30 protein-coding genes are annotated in these 24,210 nt (G+C 66.1%); 20 read left to right on the top strand and 10 right to left on the bottom strand.

The features are described 5' to 3' along the window. Nucleotides 1-91: 91 nt before the first annotated feature. The gene (locus tag NO878_RS05700) at nucleotides 92-1,591 is read right to left on the bottom strand and encodes a sodium:solute symporter family transporter (protein ID WP_379824014.1); all 1,500 of its coding nucleotides are present in this window, start codon (nucleotides 1,589-1,591) and stop codon (nucleotides 92-94) included. Nucleotides 1,592-1,680: 89 nt separating this feature from the next. Beyond that, nucleotides 1,681-2,436 (bottom strand): GNAT family N-acetyltransferase, encoded by a 756-nt coding sequence (locus NO878_RS05695; RefSeq protein ID WP_256404998.1) that lies wholly within the window; start codon nucleotides 2,434-2,436, stop codon nucleotides 1,681-1,683. A gap of 83 nt (nucleotides 2,437-2,519) precedes the next feature. Between NO878_RS05695 and NO878_RS05690 the strand changes: the two genes are divergently transcribed. The 7 genes from NO878_RS05690 to NO878_RS05660 all read left to right on the top strand — a co-directional run bounded on the left by NO878_RS05690 (nucleotide 2,520) and on the right by NO878_RS05660 (nucleotide 9,052). Further along, entirely contained in the window at nucleotides 2,520-3,197 is a 678-nt protein-coding gene (locus NO878_RS05690) for a haloacid dehalogenase type II (RefSeq protein WP_256404997.1), read from the top strand. Nucleotides 3,198-3,355: 158 nt separating this feature from the next. After that, nucleotides 3,356-4,711, top strand: coding sequence for a substrate-binding protein (locus NO878_RS05685; protein WP_256404996.1), 1,356 nt, complete (start codon nucleotides 3,356-3,358; stop codon nucleotides 4,709-4,711). A 128-nt stretch (nucleotides 4,712-4,839) separates the two neighbouring features. Next, entirely contained in the window at nucleotides 4,840-5,781 is a 942-nt protein-coding gene (locus NO878_RS05680) for a branched-chain amino acid ABC transporter permease (protein ID WP_256404995.1), read from the top strand. Further along, entirely contained in the window at nucleotides 5,778-6,878 is a 1,101-nt protein-coding gene (locus tag NO878_RS05675; RefSeq protein ID WP_256404994.1) for a branched-chain amino acid ABC transporter permease, read from the top strand. Before NO878_RS05680 ends, NO878_RS05675 begins: the two co-directional genes overlap by 4 nt. Continuing rightward, a complete protein-coding gene (locus tag NO878_RS05670) occupies nucleotides 6,878-7,636 on the top strand; it encodes an ABC transporter ATP-binding protein (protein WP_256404993.1) in 759 nt (252 codons plus the stop codon). Before NO878_RS05675 ends, NO878_RS05670 begins: the two co-directional genes overlap by 1 nt. Then, nucleotides 7,633-8,376: an ABC transporter ATP-binding protein gene (locus NO878_RS05665; protein ID WP_256404992.1), complete on the top strand. Its 744-nt coding sequence runs from the start codon at nucleotides 7,633-7,635 to the stop codon at nucleotides 8,374-8,376. Before NO878_RS05670 ends, NO878_RS05665 begins: the two co-directional genes overlap by 4 nt. Nucleotide 8,377: 1 nt before the next feature. Continuing rightward, entirely contained in the window at nucleotides 8,378-9,052 is a 675-nt protein-coding gene (locus tag NO878_RS05660; RefSeq protein WP_256404990.1) for a thioredoxin family protein, read from the top strand. On the opposite strand, the gene NO878_RS05655 is transcribed toward NO878_RS05660, so the two are convergent. From NO878_RS05655 to NO878_RS05630, 6 genes are all read right to left on the bottom strand, one after another. Further along, the gene (locus NO878_RS05655; RefSeq protein ID WP_256404989.1) at nucleotides 9,049-9,447 is read right to left on the bottom strand and encodes a universal stress protein; all 399 of its coding nucleotides are present in this window, start codon (nucleotides 9,445-9,447) and stop codon (nucleotides 9,049-9,051) included. The genes NO878_RS05660 and NO878_RS05655 overlap by 4 nt on opposite strands. A 24-nt stretch (nucleotides 9,448-9,471) precedes the next feature. Next, nucleotides 9,472-9,741, bottom strand: a complete 270-nt coding sequence (locus NO878_RS05650; protein WP_256404988.1) for a DUF7520 family protein — start codon at nucleotides 9,739-9,741, stop codon at nucleotides 9,472-9,474. Between the two features lie 195 nt (nucleotides 9,742-9,936). Beyond that, on the bottom strand, nucleotides 9,937-11,652 hold the full coding sequence (locus tag NO878_RS05645) for a cbb3-type cytochrome c oxidase subunit I (RefSeq protein WP_256405465.1): 1,716 nt from the start codon (nucleotides 11,650-11,652) through the stop codon (nucleotides 9,937-9,939). Nucleotides 11,653-11,788: 136 nt separating this feature from the next. Beyond that, nucleotides 11,789-12,085: a DUF6684 family protein gene (locus NO878_RS05640; protein ID WP_256404987.1), complete on the bottom strand. Its 297-nt coding sequence runs from the start codon at nucleotides 12,083-12,085 to the stop codon at nucleotides 11,789-11,791. Nucleotides 12,086-12,162: 77 nt separating this feature from the next. Further along, a complete protein-coding gene (locus NO878_RS05635) occupies nucleotides 12,163-12,525 on the bottom strand; it encodes a DUF7541 family protein (RefSeq protein WP_256404986.1) in 363 nt (120 codons plus the stop codon). 71 nt (nucleotides 12,526-12,596) lie between these two features. After that, the gene (locus NO878_RS05630; protein ID WP_256404984.1) at nucleotides 12,597-12,800 is read right to left on the bottom strand and encodes a VNG_1110C family protein; all 204 of its coding nucleotides are present in this window, start codon (nucleotides 12,798-12,800) and stop codon (nucleotides 12,597-12,599) included. Between the two features lie 115 nt (nucleotides 12,801-12,915). Here NO878_RS05630 and NO878_RS05625 point away from each other — a divergent pair, with 115 nt between their 5' ends. The 11 genes from NO878_RS05625 (at nucleotide 12,916) to pdhA (ending at nucleotide 20,282) form a co-directional block, all read left to right on the top strand. Continuing rightward, nucleotides 12,916-14,028, top strand: a complete 1,113-nt coding sequence (locus NO878_RS05625; protein ID WP_256404983.1) for an OBG GTPase family GTP-binding protein — start codon at nucleotides 12,916-12,918, stop codon at nucleotides 14,026-14,028. Further along, nucleotides 14,028-14,477 carry a TIGR04206 family protein gene (locus tag NO878_RS05620; protein ID WP_256404982.1) on the top strand — a complete coding sequence of 150 codons (450 nt, stop codon included), beginning with the start codon at nucleotides 14,028-14,030 and terminating at the stop codon, nucleotides 14,475-14,477. Before NO878_RS05625 ends, NO878_RS05620 begins: the two co-directional genes overlap by 1 nt. Before the next feature lie 66 nt (nucleotides 14,478-14,543). Beyond that, nucleotides 14,544-15,329, top strand: coding sequence for a VOC family protein (locus NO878_RS05615; protein ID WP_256404981.1), 786 nt, complete (start codon nucleotides 14,544-14,546; stop codon nucleotides 15,327-15,329). 74 nt (nucleotides 15,330-15,403) lie between these two features. Further along, the gene (locus NO878_RS05610; protein WP_092631957.1) at nucleotides 15,404-15,685 is read left to right on the top strand and encodes a 50S ribosomal protein L44e; all 282 of its coding nucleotides are present in this window, start codon (nucleotides 15,404-15,406) and stop codon (nucleotides 15,683-15,685) included. Continuing rightward, the gene (locus NO878_RS05605; protein ID WP_157688946.1) at nucleotides 15,682-15,855 is read left to right on the top strand and encodes a 30S ribosomal protein S27e; all 174 of its coding nucleotides are present in this window, start codon (nucleotides 15,682-15,684) and stop codon (nucleotides 15,853-15,855) included. Before NO878_RS05610 ends, NO878_RS05605 begins: the two co-directional genes overlap by 4 nt. 4 nt (nucleotides 15,856-15,859) lie before the next feature. Continuing rightward, nucleotides 15,860-16,660 (top strand): translation initiation factor IF-2 subunit alpha, encoded by an 801-nt coding sequence (locus tag NO878_RS05600; RefSeq protein ID WP_256404979.1) that lies wholly within the window; start codon nucleotides 15,860-15,862, stop codon nucleotides 16,658-16,660. A 70-nt stretch (nucleotides 16,661-16,730) separates the two neighbouring features. Further along, complete coding sequence (locus tag NO878_RS05595) at nucleotides 16,731-16,913, top strand: RNA-protein complex protein Nop10 (RefSeq protein WP_256404978.1); 183 nt, start codon at nucleotides 16,731-16,733, stop codon at nucleotides 16,911-16,913. A gap of 5 nt (nucleotides 16,914-16,918) precedes the next feature. Beyond that, entirely contained in the window at nucleotides 16,919-17,677 is a 759-nt protein-coding gene (locus tag NO878_RS05590) for a proteasome assembly chaperone family protein (RefSeq protein ID WP_256404977.1), read from the top strand. Nucleotides 17,678-17,782: 105 nt separating this feature from the next. Next, nucleotides 17,783-18,328 carry a J domain-containing protein gene (locus tag NO878_RS05585; RefSeq protein WP_305882637.1) on the top strand — a complete coding sequence of 182 codons (546 nt, stop codon included), beginning with the start codon at nucleotides 17,783-17,785 and terminating at the stop codon, nucleotides 18,326-18,328. A gap of 43 nt (nucleotides 18,329-18,371) precedes the next feature. Then, nucleotides 18,372-19,058, top strand: a complete 687-nt coding sequence (locus NO878_RS05580; protein ID WP_256404975.1) for a metallophosphoesterase — start codon at nucleotides 18,372-18,374, stop codon at nucleotides 19,056-19,058. 123 nt (nucleotides 19,059-19,181) lie between these two features. Then, nucleotides 19,182-20,282 (top strand): pyruvate dehydrogenase (acetyl-transferring) E1 component subunit alpha, encoded by a 1,101-nt coding sequence (gene pdhA, locus NO878_RS05575; protein ID WP_379824196.1) that lies wholly within the window; start codon nucleotides 19,182-19,184, stop codon nucleotides 20,280-20,282. Here the strand turns inward: pdhA and NO878_RS05570 are convergent. Both NO878_RS05570 and NO878_RS05565 read right to left on the bottom strand, forming a co-directional pair. Then, the gene (locus NO878_RS05570) at nucleotides 20,252-20,896 is read right to left on the bottom strand and encodes a PH domain-containing protein (RefSeq protein ID WP_256404973.1); all 645 of its coding nucleotides are present in this window, start codon (nucleotides 20,894-20,896) and stop codon (nucleotides 20,252-20,254) included. The two genes, pdhA and NO878_RS05570, sit on opposite strands and share 31 nt — an antisense overlap. Further along, complete coding sequence (locus tag NO878_RS05565) at nucleotides 20,893-21,525, bottom strand: PH domain-containing protein (RefSeq protein WP_256404972.1); 633 nt, start codon at nucleotides 21,523-21,525, stop codon at nucleotides 20,893-20,895. The genes NO878_RS05570 and NO878_RS05565 overlap by 4 nt, the downstream gene beginning before the upstream one ends. A gap of 199 nt (nucleotides 21,526-21,724) precedes the next feature. On the opposite strand from NO878_RS05565, the gene thsB reads away from it, so the two are divergent. Together thsB and NO878_RS05555 are read left to right on the top strand one after the other, a co-directional pair. Continuing rightward, a complete protein-coding gene (gene thsB, locus NO878_RS05560) occupies nucleotides 21,725-23,389 on the top strand; it encodes a thermosome subunit beta (protein ID WP_256404971.1) in 1,665 nt (554 codons plus the stop codon). A 218-nt stretch (nucleotides 23,390-23,607) separates the two neighbouring features. Next, complete coding sequence (locus tag NO878_RS05555) at nucleotides 23,608-24,132, top strand: AmiS/UreI family transporter (RefSeq protein ID WP_256404969.1); 525 nt, start codon at nucleotides 23,608-23,610, stop codon at nucleotides 24,130-24,132. Nucleotides 24,133-24,210: the final 78 nt, after the last annotated feature.

The raw sequence follows: 24,210 nt of genomic DNA, 5'->3' as shown, positions 1-24,210 counted from the left end.
CGCCAGACCGCTGCCAGTTCGTACAGAAAGACGCCGGCGACCAGCGCCAGCGACCCCCAGATCAGGACCGCGAAGCCGAGCGCGGAGATGGTCACCGCCCCTCACCCCCCGAGTCGTCGGCCGCCTCGTCGTCGAGGCGCCGGATCGCCAGGTCGAGGCGGTCGAGGTCGAACCGCTCGTCACCGACTTGGGCAGCCGCGACGGTCAGGGCCGTCGAGACGGCGGCGGCGCCGAAAAACGACCGGAAGTACGAGGCCGCCGGAAGCCCCGCGAGCGGCAGGACACCGCGGGCGGGTGGGAAGACGGCTAGGCCGACGACAAGGGCGACGAGGCTCGCCGTCAGGGCGCCGGCGGACGTCGCCCGCGGGGAGAAGAGACCATGCAAAAGCGGGATGAAGGTTGCCGCCGCGAGCAGGTCGGCGAGGAGAAAGAGCGTGAGCACGGAGTATCCCTGTGCGCCGACGACCGTCGCGGCCGCGGCGACGACGACGGTCACGCCGCGAGCGGTCGCGGTGAGGCGGTCCCCGGAGATATCGAGGAGACGCGGCAGGTCCGCGGTGACGACACTCGCGATGGCGTTAAACAGCGTGTCGGCGCTAGAGACCACGAGCAGGACGGCGAGGACGGCCACGACGATCACGGCGGCGTCGGGGAGCACCTCCGTCACGACGAGGAAAAAGGAGATACTGGCGTCCCCCGGCGCCTCGACGAGGCCGAGGCCGACGGCAACGGGGCCGAACACGCCCGCCAAGAGCACCATCGGGACGACGGCTACGGCGGCGACGAGGAAGGCGCGACGGAGCGTCCCCTCGTCGCTCGCGGCGTAGACTCGCTGCCACCACGCCTGGTTTAGCATCTCCGCGCCGACGACGGCGATGACGACGTAGGCGCCAAACTCCAGGCCGGTGGCCGAGCCGACGGTCAGGAGTTCCGGCGCGGCGTCGACGACGGCGGCGTGGGCAGCGTCGGTGCCGCCGAGTGCCAGCACCGTGACGACGACACTCACCATCAGGAGCGGGAGGATGAGCACCGTCTGGACGGTGTCGGTGACGATGCTGGCCCGGAGACCGCCGTAGCCGGTGTACGCGAGGACGGTGACGCCGACGACCGTCGCCGTCTGCCAGCCGGGCACCCCCGCGACCAGCGAGAGTGCGCTCGCGATGCCGGTGAACTCCGCGGCGAGGAAGACGAACATGTAGGCGACGCTAACGACGAGCACGTAGGCGTACATCGCCGTCCCGTAGCGGGCGTAGGCGTACTCGGTGAGGCTGTGGCCGCGAGGGAGGAGCCGCCGAATCCGAGGGCCGACGACGGCGAAGGCGGCGAGTGCGAGCGCCGACCCTGCGGCGTAGCCGGTGACTGCGGTGATCCCGCCGAAGGCCGCCCCGGCCTCCGCGGGACTGAACAGGATCCACGCCCCCATGCTCGACGCGACGATGGTCGCGGTCAGCGTCCCACCGCCGGCCGAGTTCCGCGCGGTGAGGTAATCCTCGACGGTTTCGATGCGCCCCCGGGCGTACCACGCGCCAAACGCCGCGAAGGCGAGCAAGACGACGGTCAGCAGCCCGAGCAACGTCGTCGTGCTCACCACGGCAATTCCTCCGTGTGCGTCGGTCGTCGCATACCCACGGCTGTGTGGCCGACCTGATAATACTTTGTGATATAACCGGGTGATCGACGCTAGAGGTAGCTGGCGTCCCACCGGGTCGGCTTGCGCCGGTTCTCGCAGTCGTTACAGACGACACGGCCCATCGTGTCCATCGAGACGGCGAAGCTATCGCAGTTGCCACAGAGGTAGCCGTACCGCTCCGCGCGGTCCCGGTCGAGATAGACGGAGTAAAACGGGCCGTCGGCGCCGCGGACGCTCTCGTCGAGAGCGATGTACACCTGCCGGCCGTCCGGGAGAGTTGCCGCCTCCGAGAGCACCTGTCGGCCGCCGGTCTCCGGGAACTTGGAGTAGAGCATCTCGACGAACGGTTCGCCGCCGATCTCGACGGTTCGTTCGCCGATCCGCTCGAAGTCCTCGTTCTCGTAGAAGTCGGTTCCGGCCTCGTTGGCAGCCAGTACGCGCCCCTCGATGCGCGTGACGCCGTGATCGAGGAGTCGGTCTTCGAGCGTCTCCAGTAGGCCGTCGCCGACCCCGACCCCGCGGCTGTCGGGTTCGACGTGGAGCCAGTCGATTTCGCCGACGGTCTCGCGTCGCTCGACGACATAACTTTGGGCGAATCCGACGAGTCGAGCCTCCGCCTCCGCGACGAGGAACTCGGTGTCCGGGTCGTCGAGGTCGTCGGTGAGCGTCTTCTCGTCGTACCACCGCTCGACGGCCTGCGCGATGATGTCGTCCTCCAGTGCGTGTCCGTACGACGCGGCGAGCGAGTGGTGTGCGACGGTTCTGATCCCTTCGATGTCCTCCGTCCGTGCCTCACGAATGTCCATGTACGTGATGTGGACCGGGGGTCCCCTTAAATTGTCGCGGTGGCGGGGAACGAATCAAGACGCCCCCTGCCGTACGGACGGGCATGACCGGCATCTGTTTCGACATGTACGGCACGCTCTGTGATACGAGCAGCGTACGCACCCGTCTGGGGGCCGAACTCGACGTTGCCGACCGACTGGTGGCGGCCGTCGACGACACGTGGCGCCGCAAACAGCTCCAGTACTCCTACCAGAGCGCACAGATGGACGACTACGAGCCGTTCTGGGAGATCACCGGCCACGCGCTGGAGTACGCGCTGGCCCAATTCGATCTCGACCCGGACGCGGCGACCCGCGAGCGCATCCGCGAGGCGTACGACCACTTGACGCCGTTCGCCGGCGCCGCGGAGACCCTCGACCGCCTGTCCGCGGCCGGTCACGAGGTGGTCGTCCTCTCGAACGGCAACCCTGCCATGCTCGAACGACTGGCGGAGAACGCGGGGCTTCGCTCTCACCTCGACGGAATCGTCAGTGCCCACGGCGTGCGGACGTTCAAGCCCGACCCGTCGGTGTACGAACACGCCGCCGAGACGCTCGACCGGCCGCTCGACACCTGCCGGCTCGTCTCCTCGAACGCCTGGGACATCGCCGGCGCCGGCACCGCGGGCATGGCAACGACGTGGGTGAATCGCCGACGTGACCCGCCGGAGGCAATCGGGGCCCGCCCCGACCACGAGGTGACGGGGCTGCCGGCCGTCGCCGACGACCTGTCCTCGGACTGAGCGGCGTCGGCTCGGGGCCGACCACCGACGGCTCGCCACACCTGTCGCCAAGACAGTACGCCCGCTCCGACCACGGGGCCATGGTTCACCACCGGCACACCTAACTAATCCGATACATGAACAGAAACTATTATTAACATTCTGGCCGCCGAATGAGTATGGGTACCAATGGCGGCCAAATAGATCGACGCGACGTGATCAAGGCAGCTGGCGCGGCTGGGACGGCTGGCCTCGTGGGACTGGCGGGTTGTTCCGGCGGTGGCGGCGGAGGCGGCGGCGAGTCGGAGTATCCCGAACTGGGCAACTACCCCATCGAGGGTGATACGGCGACGTTCGGGTTCAACGTTCCCCAATCCGGGCCGTACGCCTCGGAGGGGGAAGACGAGCTTCGGGCGTACGAACTCGCGGTCGATCACCTCAACAACGGCGGCGGCTGGGTCGACTCCCAGTTCGACGACCTCTCCGGCGACGGCGTGCTCGACTATCAGATCGACTCCGTGAGCGGCGACACGGCGACGGACGCCGACACCGCGCGCCAGTCGGCGTCGCGGATGATCCAGCGTGACGAGGTCATCATGGTGACCGGCGGGTCGTCGTCGGCGGTTGCCATCGCGGTCCAGGAGCTGTGTCAGCGGGAGAACACGCCCTTCATGGCGTGTCTGACCCACTCCAACGACACCACGGGCCAGAACTGTGTGCGCTACGGCTTCCGTGAGATGTTCAACGCGTACATGACGGGGCAGGCGCTGGCACCGGTCCTCACCGACGAGTACGGGGACGACCTGCAGTTCTACCAGCTCTACGCCGACTACAGTTGGGGACAGACCGTCCAGGAGTCGATGAACCAGTTCCTGACCGAGGCGGGCTGGGAGGAGGTCGACTCCGTCGCCACGCCACTCGGCACGAGCGACTACTCCTCGTATCTCTCCGAGGCAGCGAACTCCGGCGCCGACGTGCTTCTCCTGGACCACTACGGGCTCGACGGTGCAACGTCGGTGAGTCAAGCCGTCGACGCCGGCCTCGACGAGGACATGGAACTCGTCGTCCCGCTGTACAACCGCCCGATGGCGGAGGCCGCCGGGGCGGCCATCGAGGGTGTCTTCGGCACGGTGGCCTGGGACTCCCAGATCGACAACACGCCGTCCCAGGAGTTCCTCCAGGCCTTCCAGGACGAGTACGACCGCATCCCCTCGGGACCGGCCCAGCTCGCATACGGCCAGACGCTCCAGTACGCCGCGGCCGCCGAGCGCGCTGGGACGTTCTACCCGCCCGAGGTCATCCGGCAACTCGAAGATTACGAGTACGACAACGTCGGGATGGGTCCCGAGACGATGCGCGGCTGTGACCACCAGGCACAGCGCGACGTGCCGGTCGTCCGGGGACTTCCCGAGTCCGAACAGGCAGAGGGGCAGTACTTCGAGATCATCAACGTCACCGGCCGCGACGAACTCGGGTACGCCTGCGACGCCGGCCCCGCCGGCGAGTGTGAACTCGGCGAGTACGGCGACGAGTAACGCCGCCCCGTCTCCCTTTCCCGTAGCACAAGACTATAGTCAATTATGATCAAGCTAAACATAGACATGACACTACTAACCACACCTCGCAGATCTACCGGCCGCGTCGCGTCCGGTGGGGTGAGACGATGAGTTTTCACATCGAGGCGATCACCGTCCTCCTCAACGGCCTCCAGCAGGGTGCCATCTACATCCTGCTTGCAGTCGGCCTATCGATCATCCTGGGCACGCTAAAGTTCGTCAACTTCGCCCACGGGGCGCTGTACCTGATCGGAACCTACGCCGGCCTGCTGATCGCCCTCGAAGTCAACCTGACGAGCGGCCAGTTACAGGCCTGGGGCTTCGGTCAACTGGGACTCGGCCTGGGGTACATCCCCGCGCTCTTGATCGTCCCCTTCGTGGTGTTCGTCGTCGGCCTCGCGATGGAACGCTGGGTCGTCGAACCGTTCAAGAATCGCCCCGACACGGACCAGATTCTCGTTACCTTCGGGCTGGCGATCATCGTACAGGAACTGTTCCGCGCGTTCTTCGGGTCGAGTAGCCTCCCGTTCAGCCAGCCCTCGTGGGCACAGGGTCCGCCGCAGGTCCCGTTTCTTGCGGCGATTCCCATCTCGTCGTGGCGCTACTACGTCATCGGGATCACCGCGGTGCTGGTGTTGATCGTCTACCTGCTAGTCGAGTTCACCGACTTCGGGCTGGTCGTCCGTGCGGGCACCCGTGACCCCGAGATGGTCGAACTCCTCGGCATTCGCCTGAGCCGGCCGTACATCGTCGTCTTCGGGATCGGTGCCGCCCTCGCCGGCGTCGCCGGCGTCGTCGGCGGACCGCTCAATCCCGTCAACCCGACCATCGGCAACGAGATTCTCGTACCCGCGTTCCTGACCGTCGTCATCGGCGGCGTGGGGTCCATCGCCGGCGCCGTCCTCGGCGGCGTCCTCTTTGGCGTCACACAGGCCGTCCTCGTGGCGACCTACTCCGCGTGGGCACAGGTCGGTCTCTACGCCATCGCCGCCATCGTGTTGCTCGTGCGACCACAGGGCCTGCTCGGTGAGGCGGAGGTGGCGCCGTGAGCGACGAACCTGCCGCCGCGGCCGACGGCGAGACGGGGAGCAGTTTCGCCGATACCGTCGGCATCTGGATGCCCCGCGGCGACGAACTGCGCGTGATGACCGCCACCGCCGTCGTGCTCGCGGTGTTCCCGTTCGTATTCTCTCGCATGCCCGTCGTGAGCGACCTGCTACAGGGGTACCAGAGCCTCGCGACGCTGATCCTCATCTGGGGCATCTTCGCGCTCGGCTTCGACCTCCTGCTCGGTTACACCGGCCTGCTCTCCTTCGGACACGCGGCCTTCTGGGGCGGTGCCGCCTACGCCGCCGGTGTGTTCAGCCAACACGTCTCCGGTTCACCGATCCTGATGGTGCTGGCCGGAACGGTCTTTGCTGTCCTGCTCGCGTGGTTTCTCGGATTCCTGTCGCTTCGTCGTGGGGGCATCTACTTCGCCATCCTCACTCTCGCGTTCGCCCAGATGATGTTCTACATGTCGTCCTCGCCGCTCGCGTTCATCACCGGCGGCGAGAACGGCTTCACCGGCGTCGAGACGGCCGAACTGTTCGGGCTCTTCCCGCTCGAATCCGAACTCCCTCTCGTCCTTGAGACACTCTTGGGCACCTGGCTGTACGCCTTCGTGGCCGTCATCGCGCTTCTCTGTGTTGCGCTCGGCTACCGCATCCTCCACTCGCCGTACGGGATGGTGTTCCGGGCGATTCGCGAGAACGAACAGCGCGCGGAGTTCGTCGGCCTGAACGTCTGGCGCTACCGTCTGATGTCGTTCATCATCTCGGGCTTTTTCGCCGGCGTGGCCGGGAGCCTCTTTGTCATCCACGGCACCTACGTCCCGCTCTCGTCGCTGTACTGGACCACGAGCGGCGAGGTGGTCATCATGACCGTTCTCGGCGGCACGGGGTCGCTGTTCGGCCCCGTCGTCGGCGCCGGGGTGTATCTCTACGTCGAGAACATTGTCAGCGGCGGCCACCCCTTCGAGTTCGTCGCCCCGTTCTGGCATCTGATCCTCGGTCTCGTGTTCGTCGTCACCATCTGGGTGTTCCCCCGGGGAATCTGGGGGTTCTTCCGCGACGTGCGCGATTACGTCACCGGGGGTGAGGACTGATGGCGCTGCTCGAAACCGAGAACCTCGTCAAGGAGTTCGGGGGTCTCGTGGCCACCGACGAGGTGAACCTCTCCGTCGAGGAGGGTGAACGCGTCTCGATCATCGGTCCGAACGGCGCCGGGAAGTCGACGCTCGTCAATCTCATCACGCGCCGCCTCGACCCCACCTCTGGGGACATCCGGTTCAAAGGAGAGTCCATCGTCGGCCACGACCCCCACGAGGTCGTCCAGATGGGCGTCAGCAAGTCGTTCCAGACCGCGTCGATCTTCTCGGATCTCACGGTGCGTGAGAACGCCGAGATCGCCGCGCTGGCATCCGAACACGGTTCGTTCGGGTTCAAGCTTCTCGAACACCGGGACAGTCTCACTGGAGTCCACCAGGTGGCACGGGACACCCTCGACGCCGTCGGCTTACTCGATCAGGCCGACCGTCAGGCGTCGGAACTCCCCTACGGCGACAAGCGTCGCCTCGAAATCGGCATCGCACTCGCCGCTGAACCCGACCTCCTGCTGATGGACGAGCCTACGGCCGGGATGTCTCCCGAGGAGACCGAGGCGACGGTCGACCTCGTCGAGGAGGTCAAACGCGAACTCGGCCTCACGTTCGTGCTCATCGAACACGACATGGAGATTGTCTTCCGTATCTCGGATCGGATCGTCGTCCTCAACCGCGGTCAGGTGATCGCCGAGGGGACGCCCGACGAGATCAAAGGCGACGCGGCGGTCCAGGAGGCGTATCTCGGGGGGGTGGAGCTGTGAGCCTTCTCGATGTCGACGCCGTGGACGCCTACTACGGCGAGAGTCACATCCTGCGAGACCTCTCCCTGACCGTCGAGGAAGGCGAGGTCTGTGCGCTTCTCGGGCGCAACGGCGCCGGCAAGACGACGACGCTCCGGTCGATCTCTGGCGCGAAACCGCCCGAGGTACGGGACGGGACGGTGCGGTTCAAAGGCGATGACATTACCGGCCTCCCCGCCGACGACGTGGCAATGCAGGGGATCTCACTCGTCCCCGAGGAGCGGCGGGTGTTCGCCAACCTCACCGTCGAGGAGAACCTCCGGATCGCGGAGGTGTCTCGCAACACCTCGAACACGTGGCGGCGTCCGCGTACTGCGACCGGCCAGTCGATGTCCACCGAACAGGTGTACGAGGATTTCCCCCGCCTCGGCGAGCGCAAGACCCAGAAGGCTGGCACGCTCTCGGGCGGGGAACAGCAGATGCTCGCCATCGCGCGGGCGCTCAAACAGAGCACCGACCTCCTCCTCCTCGATGAGCCCTACGAGGGACTTGCGCCGAAAATCGTCGAGGACGTGGAGGCGGCCATCGAGCGCATCAGCGATCAGGGCGTGACGATCCTGCTGGTCGAACAGAACGCCGCGGCCGCAATCAAGATTGCCGACCGCGCGTACGTCGTCGACCAAGGGGCCGTCGTCTTCGACGGATCGGCCACGGAACTCCGGGACGACGACGAGACTCGCGAGCGCTACCTGGGGGTCTGAGATGGCTGGCCCCTCCGAGGCGGCGCTCGAATCCGCGCTGGATCGACTCATTGCCGCCGGACTCGTCGACGAACGCGACGACGGACTCGTCACGACCGAGACGTTCGAGTCGGCGCGACGCGTCTACCACGACACCTACGCGGACGCCGACGCCGACCGATTTCGCCGTACCGTTGCGGAGACGTTTGCGATTCCCGAGTCGACGGCCGCCGAGCGGATCGAGGCCGGCGCCGTGACCCGCGAGGGGTTGATCGACACCCTCTCGCTTCGGGCTGTCCTCGACGACGACGTCGACGACGAGACGCTCCTGACCATGGCGACACTCGTCGGCGAGATCACGCCCGCGTCGCCCGTCCCCGACGCCCTCACGGAACTCGACGACGGGGCGTGGCGGGCATTTCTCGACGAGAACCCCACGGCCGTCGTGACCGTGTGGCGTCGGGACTGTCCACCCTGTGAGGCGCTGAAGACGGACCTCGATGCGCTCCTCGACGCGATACCCGAGGGCGTCGCCGTCGCCGGCGTGGATGGGCCGTCCGTCCCCGACTTCCGGCGTACCTTCGGGGTCGACACCGCGCCCACGGTCTGTTGCTTTCGCAAGGGTGACCTCGTGACGACCGTGACCGGCCGGGAGTCGCCGCCGACCTACGCCGACGCGTTCGCCGAGGCGTTCTAGTCGTCGGTATCGCCGGCGACCATCACCGGCCGATTCGCGTTCAGAATCACCGACTGCGTGACACTTCCGAACAGCGCCTTCCCCGTCGGCGACCGCTTTCGCCCGGCCACGACGATCAGATTCGCATCCTCGCTTTCGGCAACGTCGACGATCTGTTCGGCAGGGTCGCCGCTAGATTCCGTCACCGTCACCTCGATGCCCTGCGTTTCGAGATACTCCATCGCCTCGCGGACGGAGCCGATCTGGGAGGCCGAGGCACCGCTCGGGTTGTCGGTGAAACTGTGAATGATGGTGACCTTGGCGCCCGATCCAGCACCCGGAAGGTCGGCGACGGCTTGCGCACACGCGACTGCCCGCTCTTCGTTATCGTCGACGCCGATCACGACGTGATACATACCCGGCTTTGGAGCGGCCAGTGACTAAGTGTCTTCCCCCGACGCTTCTTGCTCCGAGACGTAGGCGACGAGTGCGAGCGGCAGGCCGAGCGCGACGGCCACGGTCACCACGCCGTACACCGCGAAGCCAGCGCCGTTCGGCGGGAGCGGAACGAGAAAGAACAGGCGGGGCGGTTCGCCCATGTCGACGACTTCGCCGAGGATGACCCCGAGCACGCCGGCCACCGCGACGATGGCGACATAGAGGTACAACACGAATCGGCGGCCGTTCAGTGGCGTCTGCGTCACGGACACGGCTAGCGGTACGGGAACCGGCCGATTAGCGCTTTCCCTTCGGACCGATGCTCATTTGCCGATACGCGCCGTTGGGAGCGTATGAGCAACACGGATCTCCTCGGAATCATCCTCGGGTCGGTCGCACTCCTGATGTTCGTCACCGGCATCCTGCTCGCAACCTGACGCGAATCGGCCGTAAAAAAAGCTGCGTCCCTACTCCTCAGTGCCGCCGTCGGCAACGACGTCTTCGTCGCCGCCGTCCGTGATGGCCGTCTCCTGTCGGTCCTGGAACCACTGCCACTCGTTGGTGTACATCCCGTCGTCGCGGAGGTTCCACGGGTCGCCGTCCTGCACCCGGGGACCTTCGAGCCACGAAACAACGAAGTTGTACGTCCAGACGAGGCCGCCGACGAACATCAGCAACGCCCCGAGCGTGGCGAGTTGGTGGAAGGTGGCGAACTTGGGGAGGTACGTGGCGTACCGGCGCGGCATCCCGCCGTATCCGAGCACGATCATCGCGAGGAACGTGATGTTCGACCCGATCATCCACGTCCAGAAGTGAATCTTTCCGAGCCGCCGCTGATACATCCGACCGGTGAACATCGGGAACCAGTAGTAGAGTCCGGCGAAGCCGGCGAAGGCGATGGCCCCCATGACGACGTAGTGGAAGTGACCGACGACGTAGTAGGTGTCGTGAAGCACTAGGTCAACGGGGATGGAAGCGAGGAACACGCCCGTCACGCCTCCGAGGATGAAGTTCGAGACGAACCCGACACAGAACAGCATCGGGGTCGTGAGCCGAACCTTCCCGTTCCAGAGCGTCGTGATCCAGTTGAACGTCTTCACGGCCGAGGGGATGGCAATCGCCATCGACACCGCCATGAACGACGCGCGCAGGCGCGGGTCCATGCCCGTAGCGAACATGTGGTGGGCCCAGACGCCGAACGAGAGCACCCCGATGGCGAGGGTGGAGTAGACGACGAACTTGAATCCAAACAGCCGACGCCCGGCGAACCGCGGGAGGACGTAGCTGACGATACCCATCGGCGGCAACACGAGAATGTACACTTCGGGGTGGCCGAAGAACCAGAACAGGTGTTGCCAGAGCATCGTCCCGCCGGCTTCGATAGCGAAGAAGCTCGTTCCGAGGTTCCGATCCAGCAGGAGCATCAACAGCGCACTGCCCAGCAGCGGGAAGGCAAAGAGGATCAGCCCCGACTGGGTGAGGATGGTCCACGAGAAGATATCGAGGTTGGCCCACGTCACTTCCTCGGCGCGCTCGGTGATGATGGTCGCGATGAAGTTGATCGACCCCATCGTCGCCGAGACACCGGTGAGGTGGAGGCCGAGGATCATCAGGTCGACCCCGGCGTTGGCCTGGTTTCCGCCGCCGGCACCCGTCGAGAGCGGCGTGTAGAGCGTCCAGGCGGTTTGTGCGGGAATGATGTCACCGAGCGGGAAAAAGCCCGCCCAGATGAGCAGGGCCCCCGGCGGGAGCAACCAGAACGCGATGGCGTTGATTCGGGGGAACGCCATGTCGTCTGCGCCGATCAGGAGCGGGACGAGGTAGTTCGCGAACGCCGCGATGATCGGCGTCCCGAACAGGAACAGCATGGTGATCCCGTGACTCGTCAGGAGGGAGTTGTAAAACGAGTTCGAGATGAGTGTCATCCCGGGGTCGAGCAACTCCACTCGCATGACCATGATCATCAGGCCGCCGACGACGAAGGCGAGGACGCCGTAGGCGCCGTAGAGCATGCCGATATCCTTGTGATCGACGGTCGTCAGCCAGCGACTGATTCCCGTCGGCTTCTCCTGTGAGACGTATCCCGACTCGCCGGCCGCCCCGCCGCTCCCAAGCGGCGTGTACGACCGCCAGTCTTCGATCCGCGCGAGCCACGCGGCGATGATCACGAGGAAGAGCCCCATGAGCACCGTCAACGTTAACTGTCCGGTGATCTGCATAGACGTTGCTCAGGAACGCAGGGTTAAGAAATATTCGGGTGCGGTCCCCGAAGCTCCGCCGGTACGTGTGGTTCTCACAGGGGTCGCGGACCCCCGTCACTCACTCCTCGTGTTCGTCCTCGATTGGCTCCGCGCCGTCGACCGTCGCCGCACCGGGCATGTACACCGGACTGGACTTCTCGGTCGACGCGATGGCCTTCCCGGAGAGATACGTCAGAATCGCGAGCAGGACGAAGGGCGTGGCCAGTAGCATATACTGGAGGATACGTTCGGTCGATCCGAGCTTGAAGGGGTTGTACACGAAGTAGCCGACGAGAAAGAACAGGAGGATGAACAGTGGGATGAAATTCACCGTCAGATCGAGGAGCGTGTCCCGATCAAACACTTTCGTCGCCATGATTCACCCAAAACACAGGTCGAACAAATAGGTTTCCATCCTCGAGAGATAGCGCCCGCCTGGCGGCCGGCAGTTGCTCAGACCGGGTCTCGCTTCGGGACGAACAGTTCCCCGCCGATGCCCGCGGCGGCGAGGATTCCACCCGCAGTGAGGATGGCGTAGCCGCGGGTCACCAGCGACACGTCGGTGAAGGCGAGGACTCCGCCCACCGCGAATAGGAGGACGGCGAAGACCGCAAGCGGCCGCCACGCCGTCTCGGCGTAGCCCGCTTCACGGATCATTCCGGTGAGACTCCCGCAGAACAGCAGTAGCCCCGCCACCGCGACGACGAATACGTCGAACAGGATGCCGAGTTCCGCGATGGGGATGCCGAGGGCAACGAAAAGCGGCCACGGGCTCGCCATCCGATACTGGTCGCTCAGCCCCGGTTGCTCGTCCATGTGCGCCCGTTAGCGGTCGAGCGTAGAAAACGCTTCGACCCACCGCCGTCTCCGGACGCCAGCGGCCCCGGTCAGGCGAGGTTGATCCCGTGTCGAGCGAGGAATCGTCCGACCTCCTTGATCTCGACCGGACTGCCGACGATCCGGCAGACCGCGTCGTCCGTCACGAAGACGGTAACCGCAAACTCGGCCTCTAGCGTCTCCCTGAGGCCAGTGAGATCCTCGCAGGGGAGGACGATCTGTGTGCTGTCTCGCAACCGCTCCGGATCCGGCATCGGTGACTACCTGACACGTCTCCGTACCCCAGTATAACCGTGTCGAAGTTCTATCACTTGGCGCGGGAACGCCGAAGGAACAGGTTTTTCGACGCCGCCGGCGGAGTGGCGGGTAATGGGCCTGGAGGAAGAGATCGATGACCTCCGCGAGGAGATCTCCGAGACGCCGTACAACAAGTCCACCGAACAGCACATCGGTCGGCTGAAGGCGAAACTAGCGGAGAAAAAGGAGAAACTCGAACGGCAGGCCTCCTCGGGTGGCGGTGGCGGTTACGCGGTCGAGAAGACCGGTGACGCCACCGTCGGTCTCGTCGGCTTTCCCAGCGTCGGCAAGTCGACGCTGCTCAACGCCCTCACCAACGCCGAAAGCGAGGTCGGCGAGTACGAGTTCACCACACTCGACGTGAACCCGGGAATGCTCAAACACAACGGCGCCAACATCCAGATCCTCGACGTGCCAGGGCTGATCGAGGGCGCCGCCGGCGGCCGTGGCGGCGGACAGGAGGTGCTGTCGGTCGTCCGCACGACCGACCTCGTGGTGTTTGTTCTCTCGGTGTTCGAGATCCAGCAGTACGACCGTCTCGCCGAGGAACTCTACGCCAACAAGGTCCGTCTGGACACCTCGCCGCCGAACCTCTCGATCAACAAGACCGGCAAGGGTGGTCTCCGGGTCACCACGACCGATGACGTCGCACTCGACGAGGGGACGATCAAGAGCGTGTTGCGGGAACACGGCTACGTCAACGCCGACGTGACGATTCGCGGGGACTGCACCATCGACGAACTCATCGACGGCATTCAGGACAACCGCGTCTACCTTCCCTCCATCGTCGCCGTCAACAAGGCCGACCTGATCGACACGGACTACCTCCCGACGGTCGAGGACGAACTCCGCGACCACGGCCTCGACCCCGACGATGTCGTGTTCATCAGCGCCGCGGACGAACGCGGCCTCGACGCGCTCAAGGAGGAGGTCTGGGACGCCCTCGGCCTGATTCGTGTCTACATGGACAAACCGGGTCGCGGCGTCGACTACGAGGAACCACTCGTCTTGCGCCGAGGGGAACACGCCGTCGACGATGCGCTCTCGAAACTCGGCGGCACCCTCGACGAACGCTTCCGCTTCGCTCGGGTCACCGGTCCCAGCGCGAAACACGACGAACAACAGGTCGGCCGTGACCACGAACTTCAGGACGAAGACGTGATGCGCGTCGTGGCCCGCCGATAGTGACTCTCGCGTCCCCCCGCCGTCGGTTCGGCGCGGTGCTCGCGCTCCTTGCGGTGCCGTGGTCGGTCCAGACCTTCGCGGGCGGGCGCCCACCCTCGTTTGTCTTTGCGTGGGGGCTGGCGAACGTCGATCCGGTCGGGATCACCTTCCTCTGGGACTTTCTCTTTCGCTACACCCGTGGGCTTCCGGCGTACATCACCGCCTGGCCGCTCTCGGTCGCGTGTTATCTTCTCGCGCTCGCGAGCGCGGCGGCCGGGACAGTCGGCCGCGAGGACCGGCGAGTGACCGCCGGTCTCCTCGCTGCCGCCGGGGTGGCGGCGTTGACCCTCTCCCGTGGCTTTTCATTCCAGCCCGGGCGGGTCGGCTGGCCGCTCGGCACCGTCGCCTGCTGGGCGGTCGCTTGGTGGTACTACGCGCGGCCGTTTCTCGCCGATTCCGGGGCGGACTGAGCGCTCTTCCCACCACCGACCGCCGGTTGCGGTACGCTTTTCGGCCCGCCGCTCCACCCGTCGGATATGGACGGAACGCTCGACCACGTCATGATGCGGGTCGCGGATCTGGAGGACTCGCTCGACTGGTACCAGTCCCACCTCGACTACGAAGAGAAAGACCGCTGGGAGGCGGACACGTTCACCATCGTCTACCTTGGTCCCGAGGAGATGCACGAGGAGGGGGCGATGCTGGAGCTCACGCACAACCACGACGGCGGCCCGACCGAGATGGGCGACGCCTGGGGGCACATCGCAGTCCGCGTCGAGGACGTCTACGACGCCTACGCGGAACTCACCGACGCCGGCGTCGAAGACTACCGCGACCCCGACTCCTGTGGCGGTCAGTACGCGTTCGTGAAAGACCCCGACGGCCACGAGGTGGAACTGGTCGAGCGCGAACAGGGCGCCCGCTGGAGTCTGGACCACACTATGATCCGCGTCGAGGACGCCGACGCGGCGCTTGGCTTCTGGACTCGGAAGTTCGAACACGTCCCCACGGGGCGGTGGGAGGCCGGCAGCTTCGCCAACTACTTCACCAAGCCCGCGGGCGCGGCCCCGGAGGCGATGGCGGTCGAACTCACCTACAACTACGACGGCCGGAGCTACGACATGGGCGACGCGTGGGGGCACTTCTGTGTCCGCGTCGATGACCTGCACGAGGACTGGGAGCAGTTAATGGAACGCGAGGCGGCGGACTACCGCGATCCGTCGTCCTGTGACGACATGTACGCGTTCACGACGGATCAAGACGGCCACGAGATCGAACTCATCGAGCGCGAAAGCCTGTCGCCGCCGCTGTTCCCCGAGTGAGCGGGCCACGCATCGACCGGACACCGAACGGGTTTTAACGCCCGACGTGAAATCCCCGGTAAGGTAGATTATCTATGCAGATGCCACGCCGATTCAACACGTACTGCCCGCACTGCAACGGGCACTTCGAGCACGAGGTCGAGAAAGTGCGTCGCGGTCGCGAGACGGGGATGAAGTGGATCGACCGCCAGCGCGAGCGGAACACGTCCACCATCGGCAACGCCGGGAAGTTCTCGAAGGTGCCCGGTGGCGACAAACCCACGAAAAAGACCAACCTGAAGTACCGCTGCTCGGAGTGCGGCAAGGCCCACATGCGCGAGGGATGGCGCGCGGGACGACTGGAGTTCCAGGAATGACGGGGAACTTCGTCACCGTCGAGTGTGCCGACTGTGGCAACGAACAGACCGTCTTCGACAAGGTGTCGACGACGGTGAACTGCGCGGTCTGCGGGAGCACGCTCGCCCGCCCGACGGGCGGTCACGCCGCCTTCGAAGGCGAGGTCACCGGCACCGTCGAGGCACGCTGACACCATGAAATACAGTGGCTGGCCCGAACCGGGTGAACTCGTCGTCGGCAAGGTCGACGAGATAACCGACTTTGGCGTGTTCGTCGACCTCGAGGAGTACGAGGACAAACGCGGCCTCGCCCACATCAGCGAAGTCGCCAGCGGCTGGATCAAGAACGTCCGCGACCACGTCCGCGAGGGACAGACGGTCGTCGCGAAGGTGCTCGACGTCGACGAGGGGTCCCAGCAGATCGATCTCTCGATCAAGGACGTCAACGAGCACCAACATAAAGAGAAGATTCAGGAGTGGAAAAACGAGCAGAAAGCCGACAAGTGGATGGGTCTCGCGTTCGGCGAGGACGTCGCCGACGAGGAGTACCGTCGGATCGCCGACGCCCTCCTCGCGGAGTTCGAGAGCCTCTACGACGCCTTCGAGTCGGCGGCGATCCACGGTATCGAGGCCCTCGACGACGTGGACCTCGACGACGGCGACATTGAGACAATCGTCTCGACCGCCCGCGAGAACGTCTCGGTCCCGTACGTCAACGTCACCGGCTACGTCGACCTCGAGTGTCCGAACGGCGACGGCGTCGACCACATCAAGGAGGCGCTCCAAGCCGCCGAGGGCAACGGCGACGTGGGCGACGAGGTGCAGCTGTCGGTCTCTTACGTCGGGTCGCCGGAGTACCGCATCCAGGTGCAGGCCCCTGACTACAAGCGCGCGGAGTCGGAACTCGAAGCCAGCGCCGAGCGCGCCAGTGAGGCTATCGCGACGGCCGGCGGCACGGCGCGGTACCACCGCGAGCGCGAGACCGACGACGAATGACTCTCTTCGGGTCCCCCGGACGGCTGACGCCCCCGGTTCGGCGTGTCAGCCTTCGGACGCGACCGGGGCGATGAAAGCGGACATCCGCGTGTGTGGTGCGTGGCGGGACAGCCACGACCGCCCGGTGTACACGCTCGACGACACCTGCCCGGAGTGTGGCGCCGCGGCGGTCAACAGCGCACCCGCGCCCTTCGATCCTGCGGACCCGTACGGGGAGTACCGACGCGCTCTTAAGCGCCGCGAACGCGAATAGGCGGTATGGACGCCATCGAGATCGAGACGGTCGCGGAGTCGACGGTGTCGGAGCCGGTGTTGATCGAGGGGCTTCCCGGCGTCGGTCACGTGGGGAAACTCGCCGCGGAGTACCTGCTCGAAGAGTACGAGAGCGAACTCGTCCGCCGCGTGTACGCCGACGAGTTCCCCCCGCAGGTGAGCATCGACGACGAGGGTGTTGCGGAACTGGTCTGTGCCGAGTTCCACGCCGTCAAGACCGACGGCCGCGACCTGCTCGTCCTCAGCGGCGACCACCAGGCGGGGAGCAACGCCGGGCACTACCACCTCACCGAGGCGTTCCTCGACGTTGCCACCGGGCTGGGCGCCGAGCGCCTGTTCGCCCTCGGTGGCGTCCCCACGGGCGAACTCATCGAGGAGTACCACGTCCTCGGTGCGGTGACCGACGCCGACCTGAAGACGGACTTATTGGACGCGGGCGTCGAGTTCCGTGAGGACGAACCCGCCGGCGGCATCGTCGGTGTCAGCGGCCTGTTGCTGGGGATGGGCCGCCGTCGCGGCCTCGACGCCGCCTGTCTGATGGGCGAAACCAGCGGCTATCTGGTCGACCCCAAGAGCGCCCGTGCCGTCCTCGAAGTGCTTGAGGCGGTCCTCGGGTTCGACCTCGACTACGACTCCTTGGAGGACCGCGCCGAGGAGATGGAGGAAGTCGTCGGCAAGATCCAGGAGATGCAAAACCAGAGCGCGCAGGTCCCGACGGACGACGACCTCCGGTATATCGGCTGAGCGACTCGCCGCCGTCGAGAAATTCTTTACTGCGCACTCCAAACGAGGGGCGTGTTCGTGGAGTGGTTGTCCCTGTTGCCGGCGTGGTTGCTCGTCGGGGTCGCCATGGGTCTCGCCGTCGTCCTCCTAGTCGCGGGAATCTTCGTCGCGGGAGACCGGCTCTTTCCTACCCCACCGACGGACCGGCGACAGCGGATCGACGGCACCGACCGCCGTCGGGCAGAGATTCGGACCTACCTCGGTACCATCGGCGAGCGGTACGCCGAGGACGCGTCGGTCCACGGGGAGACGGTCGCGTTTTACCTGCCCGAGCGAGCGGTCGCCATCACCTTCGACCCACAGGCGTACTTCACCATCGAGGGGACGGACACACACGCCGTCCTCTGTGAACACGAGATGCCCGGATCGGCGCTCGGCCGGCGACTCCCCTTCGACGTCCCGGAGACCGGACGCCAACGGTCGACGACAGAGGGTGAGTCGGTCGGCGCGGCGTTTTCGCAACTCGGCCTCCAGCCGACGGCCGACGCCGAGGAGGTACGAGCGGCGTACCGCCGGCGCGTGAAGGACGTCCACCCCGACCAGGGCGGGGACAGCGAATCCTTCCGCCGGCTCCGCGAGGCCTACGCGACGGCGAAAGAGCACGCCGACTAGCCCTGGCGTCACCGCTTTGCCCGTCCGGGCCAACCGGACGACTGTGCCCCCGCAAACGCACGGCCGAACGGCCTACCTCCCCGCGGCCGCGACGCTCGTCGTTGCCGACCTCCACGTCGGGTGGGCCGCGGCGTCGAACGCCGGCCCCCTACTTGACGAGCGTGCGGACCTCCGAGAGCGCCTCGCAGCGGCCGTTGCGGCGACCGCGCCGGAGACCGTCGTCCTCGCGGGTGACCTGCTCCACCGGTTCGGGACGCCACGGCCGCGGGCGGGCGGGACGCTTCGGACGCTCGCGGGGCTGATCCGCGCGGCCGGTGCGCGCCCGGTGGCCGTCGCCGGCAACCACGACGGTGGCCTCACAGACGCGTGGCCGGGACCGGTCCACGACGCCTACCGACTCTCCGACGGGACCGTCGTCTGTCACGGCCACGAGGCACCCGCAACGGACGCCGAACGGTACGTCTGCGGACACGTCCACCCGGCACTGACCGTGGAGGGAGACAAACGCGACTGCTTCCTGTGGGTGGAATCGGGCTACGCCGACCGGCCGACGCTCGTGCTTCCGGCGTTCTCGACGGGTGCTGCGGGCGTCCGGGTCGAACAACGCGACGGCGTCGACTCGCCGCTGGTGCCGTCTCTCGATACGGTCCGGCCTGGCGTGGTCGTCGAAGGTGAGACGCTGTGGTTTCCGCGCCTCGCCGACCTGCGACCCCACCTCCGTCGGCGATAGCATTTACTCGGCGGAGGTTCTCGGGCGAGGTATGCAGGGACGGCCACGGCCACGGCGGGAGTCCGACACGCGGGTCGCCCGACGGCGGCCAGGAAACCGGCAGCACGAACGGAACCGGGGTGACTGACCGTGGACTACGAGGACGGCGAGTTCGTCCGGGTGCTCGACGAAGACGGCGTCCCCGTCGACGAGGATGCGGTCCCGGACCTCTCCGACGAGACGCTTCTGGATATGTACCGCGATATGCGCCTCACCCGGCATTTCGACGAGCGGGCGATCAACATCCAGCGGCAGGGGCGACTGGGCACCTTCGCCTCCTGTGCGGGGCAGGAGGGCGCACAGGTAGGGTCGACCTACGCACTCGCCGACGACGACTGGATCCTCTATCAGTATCGCGAACACGGCGCAGTCGTCGTCCGCGACTTGGACGCCGGCTACCTCTCGTACTGGATGGGCCACGAGTCGGGCAACGCGACGCTTGCGGACAAACACGTCTTCCCGCTGAACATCACCATCGCGGACCACCTACCCCACGCGGTCGGGCTGTCGTGGGCGTCGAAACTGAAGGGTGACGACCGCGCCGCAGTCGTCCACTTTGGCGACGGCGCCACGAGCGAGGGGGACTTCCACGAGGCGATGAACTTCGCCGGCGTGTTCGACACCCCGACGGTCTTTTTCTGTAACAACAACGGCTGGGCCATCTCGGTGCCCGTGGAGCGACAGACCGCGAGCGACACCATCGCACAGAAAGCCGCGGCGTACGGCATGGAGGGTGTCCGCGTCGACGGCATGGACCCACTCGCGTGCTACAAGGTGACGAAAGAGGCCGTCGACCGGGCCCACGACCCCGCCGCGGGCGAGACACGGCCGACGCTGATCGAGGCCATCACCTACCGCTACGGCGCCCACACGACCGCCGACGATCCGACCGTCTACCGCGACGAGGAGGAGGTCGAACGCTGGAAGGACCGCGACCCGCTAGACCGATTCGAGGCCTTCCTCCGGCGGACCGACCGCCTCGACGACGAACGCGACGCCGAGATCCGGGACGGTATCGCGGACCACGTCGCCGCGGTCATCGAGGCGGCCGCCGAGGTAGAGGCCGATCCGGCGTCCATGTTCGAGCACGCCTACGACGACCTGCCGCCGGAACTCCGACAGCAACGCGCCGGCTTCCTCGACATTCTCGACCGCTACGGCGACGAGGCGTTCGTCCGGGACTGATCGTCCGGGTCGTCGTCCGTGCCGTCCGCGAGTCGACGCTCGATCCGCTCGAACGCCTCTCGGGTGGCCCGGACTTCCTCGATCAACTCGGTCAACTGGGCTGCGCTGGCGGGCGCGTCGCCGCCTTCGCCCTCCGTTCCCTCTCGCTCCGTCCGCTGGCGTTTCAACTCGGTGATCCGGTCGCGGACGGCGGGGGCGTCCGGAATGCCGTCGAAGGAGATTTCGGCGCCGCTACTTCCGGCCGTGCTGATCGAGATGGAGCCGTAATCGAACTGTTTGCCCCAGAAGCTCCGGTTGAACTCCGTGTTCTGGATGCGGTCGAGGTCGACCGTCTCGATGTTGGTCGAGAAGATGCCCGTCTTGACGTACAGCGACTGGGTGGTGACGACGTACTCGGTGTTCTGGATTCGGACGTAGGCAAAGGGCACTCCGAGGAGGATCAGCACGCCGATCACCACGACGGTCAGCACGAGACCGGTCGCGATGGTGCCATAGAGCGTCTCGAAGGCCGGCCGTCCGGTCCAGACGACCTCCTCACCGGGGTCGAGCGAGACCCACTCCGGTTGGGTCGTGGTCTCGGTTCCGATATCGGCGTCGGGCGTGGCCTCGCTCATCCGTCGCTCACCTCCCGGTCGAGGCGGTCGGCCGCCGCGTGCAACGCGGTGAACTCGGTCAGGAGCGTCTCGGCCGTCGCGGCGTCCAGTCCGGCGGAATCGGGGATCGACCCTCCGGTCGACCCGTCCCCGGTCTCGTGACCTGCCCGCTGTTGGAGTTCGTCGCGGAAGGCCTCGGGACCGTCGAGGTCGGTAAGCCGGAGGTCGACGCCGTCGGTGCCCGCGGTGCTGATCGAGACAGTGCCGTAGTCGAAGATCGACCCCCAGACGTTCTTATGGAGGGCGGTACGCTCGACGTCCCCGAGACCGACGCGGGTGACGCTGGTCGAGAGGACTCCTCGTTTTCGGTAGCAGTTTCGGTCGGTGAGGACGTACTCGACGTTGACCGTCCGCAGGTAGCGCCACGCGGTCCCGGCGACCGCCGGAAGCGCGAGGAGGACGGCAGCGCCGACGGCAACCGGGGTCGATACCACGAGCGTCCGGACAGCAACGACTGCGCCGACCGCGAGGAGGCCGAGCCAGAGCGTCGCCGCGACGACCGCCGGCAGGACCCGACGCACCCGCGGCGCGCCCTGCCGAACCATCGTCTCGCCAGTGTCGAGCGAGAACCAGTCGGGATGAGAGACCATACGCGGCCTTCTCTGGCGGGGATTGTAAACGTTGGTCGCGGGTGTCTGGCCGAGATACACCCGCCGGCGACGGTGAAGGGGCCGACCGATGGCGGGACTCTGGAATATCCTTCGAATAGGTTCGCGTATGCCCCACAATATCGCATATATCCGTGCGTTTATGGTTCGATAGGTTGTCCGGACGTACGATCAGCATACCATGGCCGGACTAGAGACGATAGCGAACGTCGTAGATCGGGTCGACGGCGAGGATGCCGTCGACCGAAATCTTTCCGCCGGCGTCGCCCTCGGCGAGATGTTGCGGACGACGCTCGGCCCCATGGGGTCGGACAAGATGTTGGTCGGCGGTGGAGAGGTCCTCCTGACCAACAAAGGGAGCAGCATCGTCGAGCGGATGGAGATCGAATCGCCGGCGGCGACGCTGGTCGCCGATATCGCCCGCGCACAGAGCGGCGAACTGGGCGATGGATCGACCGCGGCCGTCATCCTCGCGGGGGCGCTGCTCGACGAGGCCACCTCGCTTCTCGACGACGGCTTCCATCCGAGGACGGTGATCGAGGGCTACACGCGAGCGGCCGCCCGTGCGCGCTCACAACTCGACGCACACACCGCCGCCGTGTCGATGGACACAGCGACGCGGCGGGCGGTGGTCGAGACGACCGTCACCGGCCGCTGGGACGACGAGCGAACGGCGTTTCTCGCGGACCTCGTGGTCCAGAGTCACGAGGCGATCCGGGACGGCGACCGGCCACGCGAGGACCGCCTGACGCTGCACGCTGTCCCCGGTGCCGACACGGAGGCCTCCGAACTCCTCGATGGCCTCGTCATCGACACGGATCGGTCCTCGACAGCGCTCTCGGACGTTCCGAGCCCAGTCCCGTCCCGTGTCGACGGCGCCGTCGTCGCGGTAGTCGACGACGAACTCACCATCCCGACCCCCGAGTCGGCGCCGCGGTACGCCGTCGACGACGTCGATGACCTCGAACGTGCCCAGGCGTTCGAGTCCGAGACCTACGAGCGATACGTCGACACCCTCGATGCCCACGGCGTCGACGTGCTCTTCTGCCAGAAGGCTGTCGACGACCGGCTACGGACGCTTCTCGCCCGTCAGGGCGTCCTCGTCTTCGAGCGGACCCGCCAGGACGAAGTCCACAAACTCGAACGCACGACCGGCGCACGACCGGTACTAGATCTGGACGACCTCGACCGGACTGCGGTCGGGCGTGCGGACGCCGTCGAACGCCGACAGGTCGGGGACACGCCCTTCGTCCTCGTGTGTGACGCGTCGGCGACCCACCGGTCGTTGCTCCTCCGAGGGGGAACCGCCCACGTCGCCACGGAGACCGAACGCATCGTCGCCGACGGCCTCACGGTCCTCGAAACGGCGGCGGAACACCCCGGCTTGGTTCCCGGCGGCGGCGCGGTCGAGGTCGGTCTCGCACGCGACCTTCGCTCTCACGCGCGTACCGTCCCCGACCGCGAGGCCTTCGCCGTGAGCGCCTTCGCGGACGCCATCGAGACGATTCCGGCTGCGCTCGCCCGCAACGCCGGTATGCGCCCGGTCGACGCACTGCTCGAACTCCGCCGCCGGCACGACGCCGGCGAGACGACCGCGGGCGTCGACGCCACGGCCGGCGACGTTTGTGACGCCGTCGCGGTCGGACTCCTCGAACCCGCACGGGTGAAAGAGCGGATGATCGCCAACGCGGCGCAGGCCGCCACCTTCCTCCTGCGGGTCGACGACGTGATCGAGACGGACGAACCTCTCCACGACGAGGGAGAGGGACACGACCACGACCACGGGACCGGCGGTGGCGGCGTCCAGCGCTCGACCGGCGGCTATCCGTGGGCTATCGGTCACTGACGGGGGGACGACGATGCCGACGGATCCTCTCGGTCTGTGACCCGGAGGGGGAGGCAATCGCACGCGCCCCGCGACTGTTCGGTTTGGAGATAAATTTTAAATAATACCTGTTGTATGTAGGCATGTAATGCACAAACTGGGTGTCATTATACACGATTGTTTAGATAGCAGGGTCATACTGACCACGGAAGAACAGTTCTCGGTGTCGGAGGGTGTCGATGCCGCTGTATGAGATTCTGGGGATGGGACTCCTGTTCGTTGGGGGGGTCCTCTTCGTCAACGGGATGTGGCTCCTCGGCTACGGCGACGACAGCGACGTCGCGATATTCAACTTCCTGACGGGGGCGATCACGTTTTTGATCGTTCTCTGGTGGGCGTTCGGGGGTGACGCCTCGGACGGAACGCCGTTCAACGCTGCGGGGACACTCCTGTTTTCGATGACGTACCTCTGGATCGGATCGAACGCGATCCGAGGGGTCGAGGATCAACGCTCGTTCGGATGGTACTGCTTTTTCGTCGCACTCACCGCCGCACCCACAGGCTATCTCGTCTTGCTTGGCGGCGACGTCGGACTGACTGCGCTCTGGTGGATTTGGGCGGTACTCTGGGCCGCCTTCTTCGTGTTGCTCGGCCTCCAGCGTGACGAACTGACTGTTCCGGTCGGTTGGTTCACCGCCGCGACGGGCGTCGCCACCGCCGTCGGCGGGTATCTGATGGCCGCCGGCTTCTGGCCGTGGGCATAATTCGAACACTCGTTCACATATGAACTAATATACCAAATATAACCAAATAACTAAGTGAAGATGGTTGAAATTACTTCT

The sequence above is a fragment of the Haloplanus ruber genome, from assembly GCF_024494725.1.
GTDB lineage: Archaea > Halobacteriota > Halobacteria > Halobacteriales > Haloferacaceae > Haloplanus > Haloplanus ruber.
Note: the sequence above shows the minus strand (reverse complement) of the source record. Positions and strands in the feature narration are given on the sequence as shown.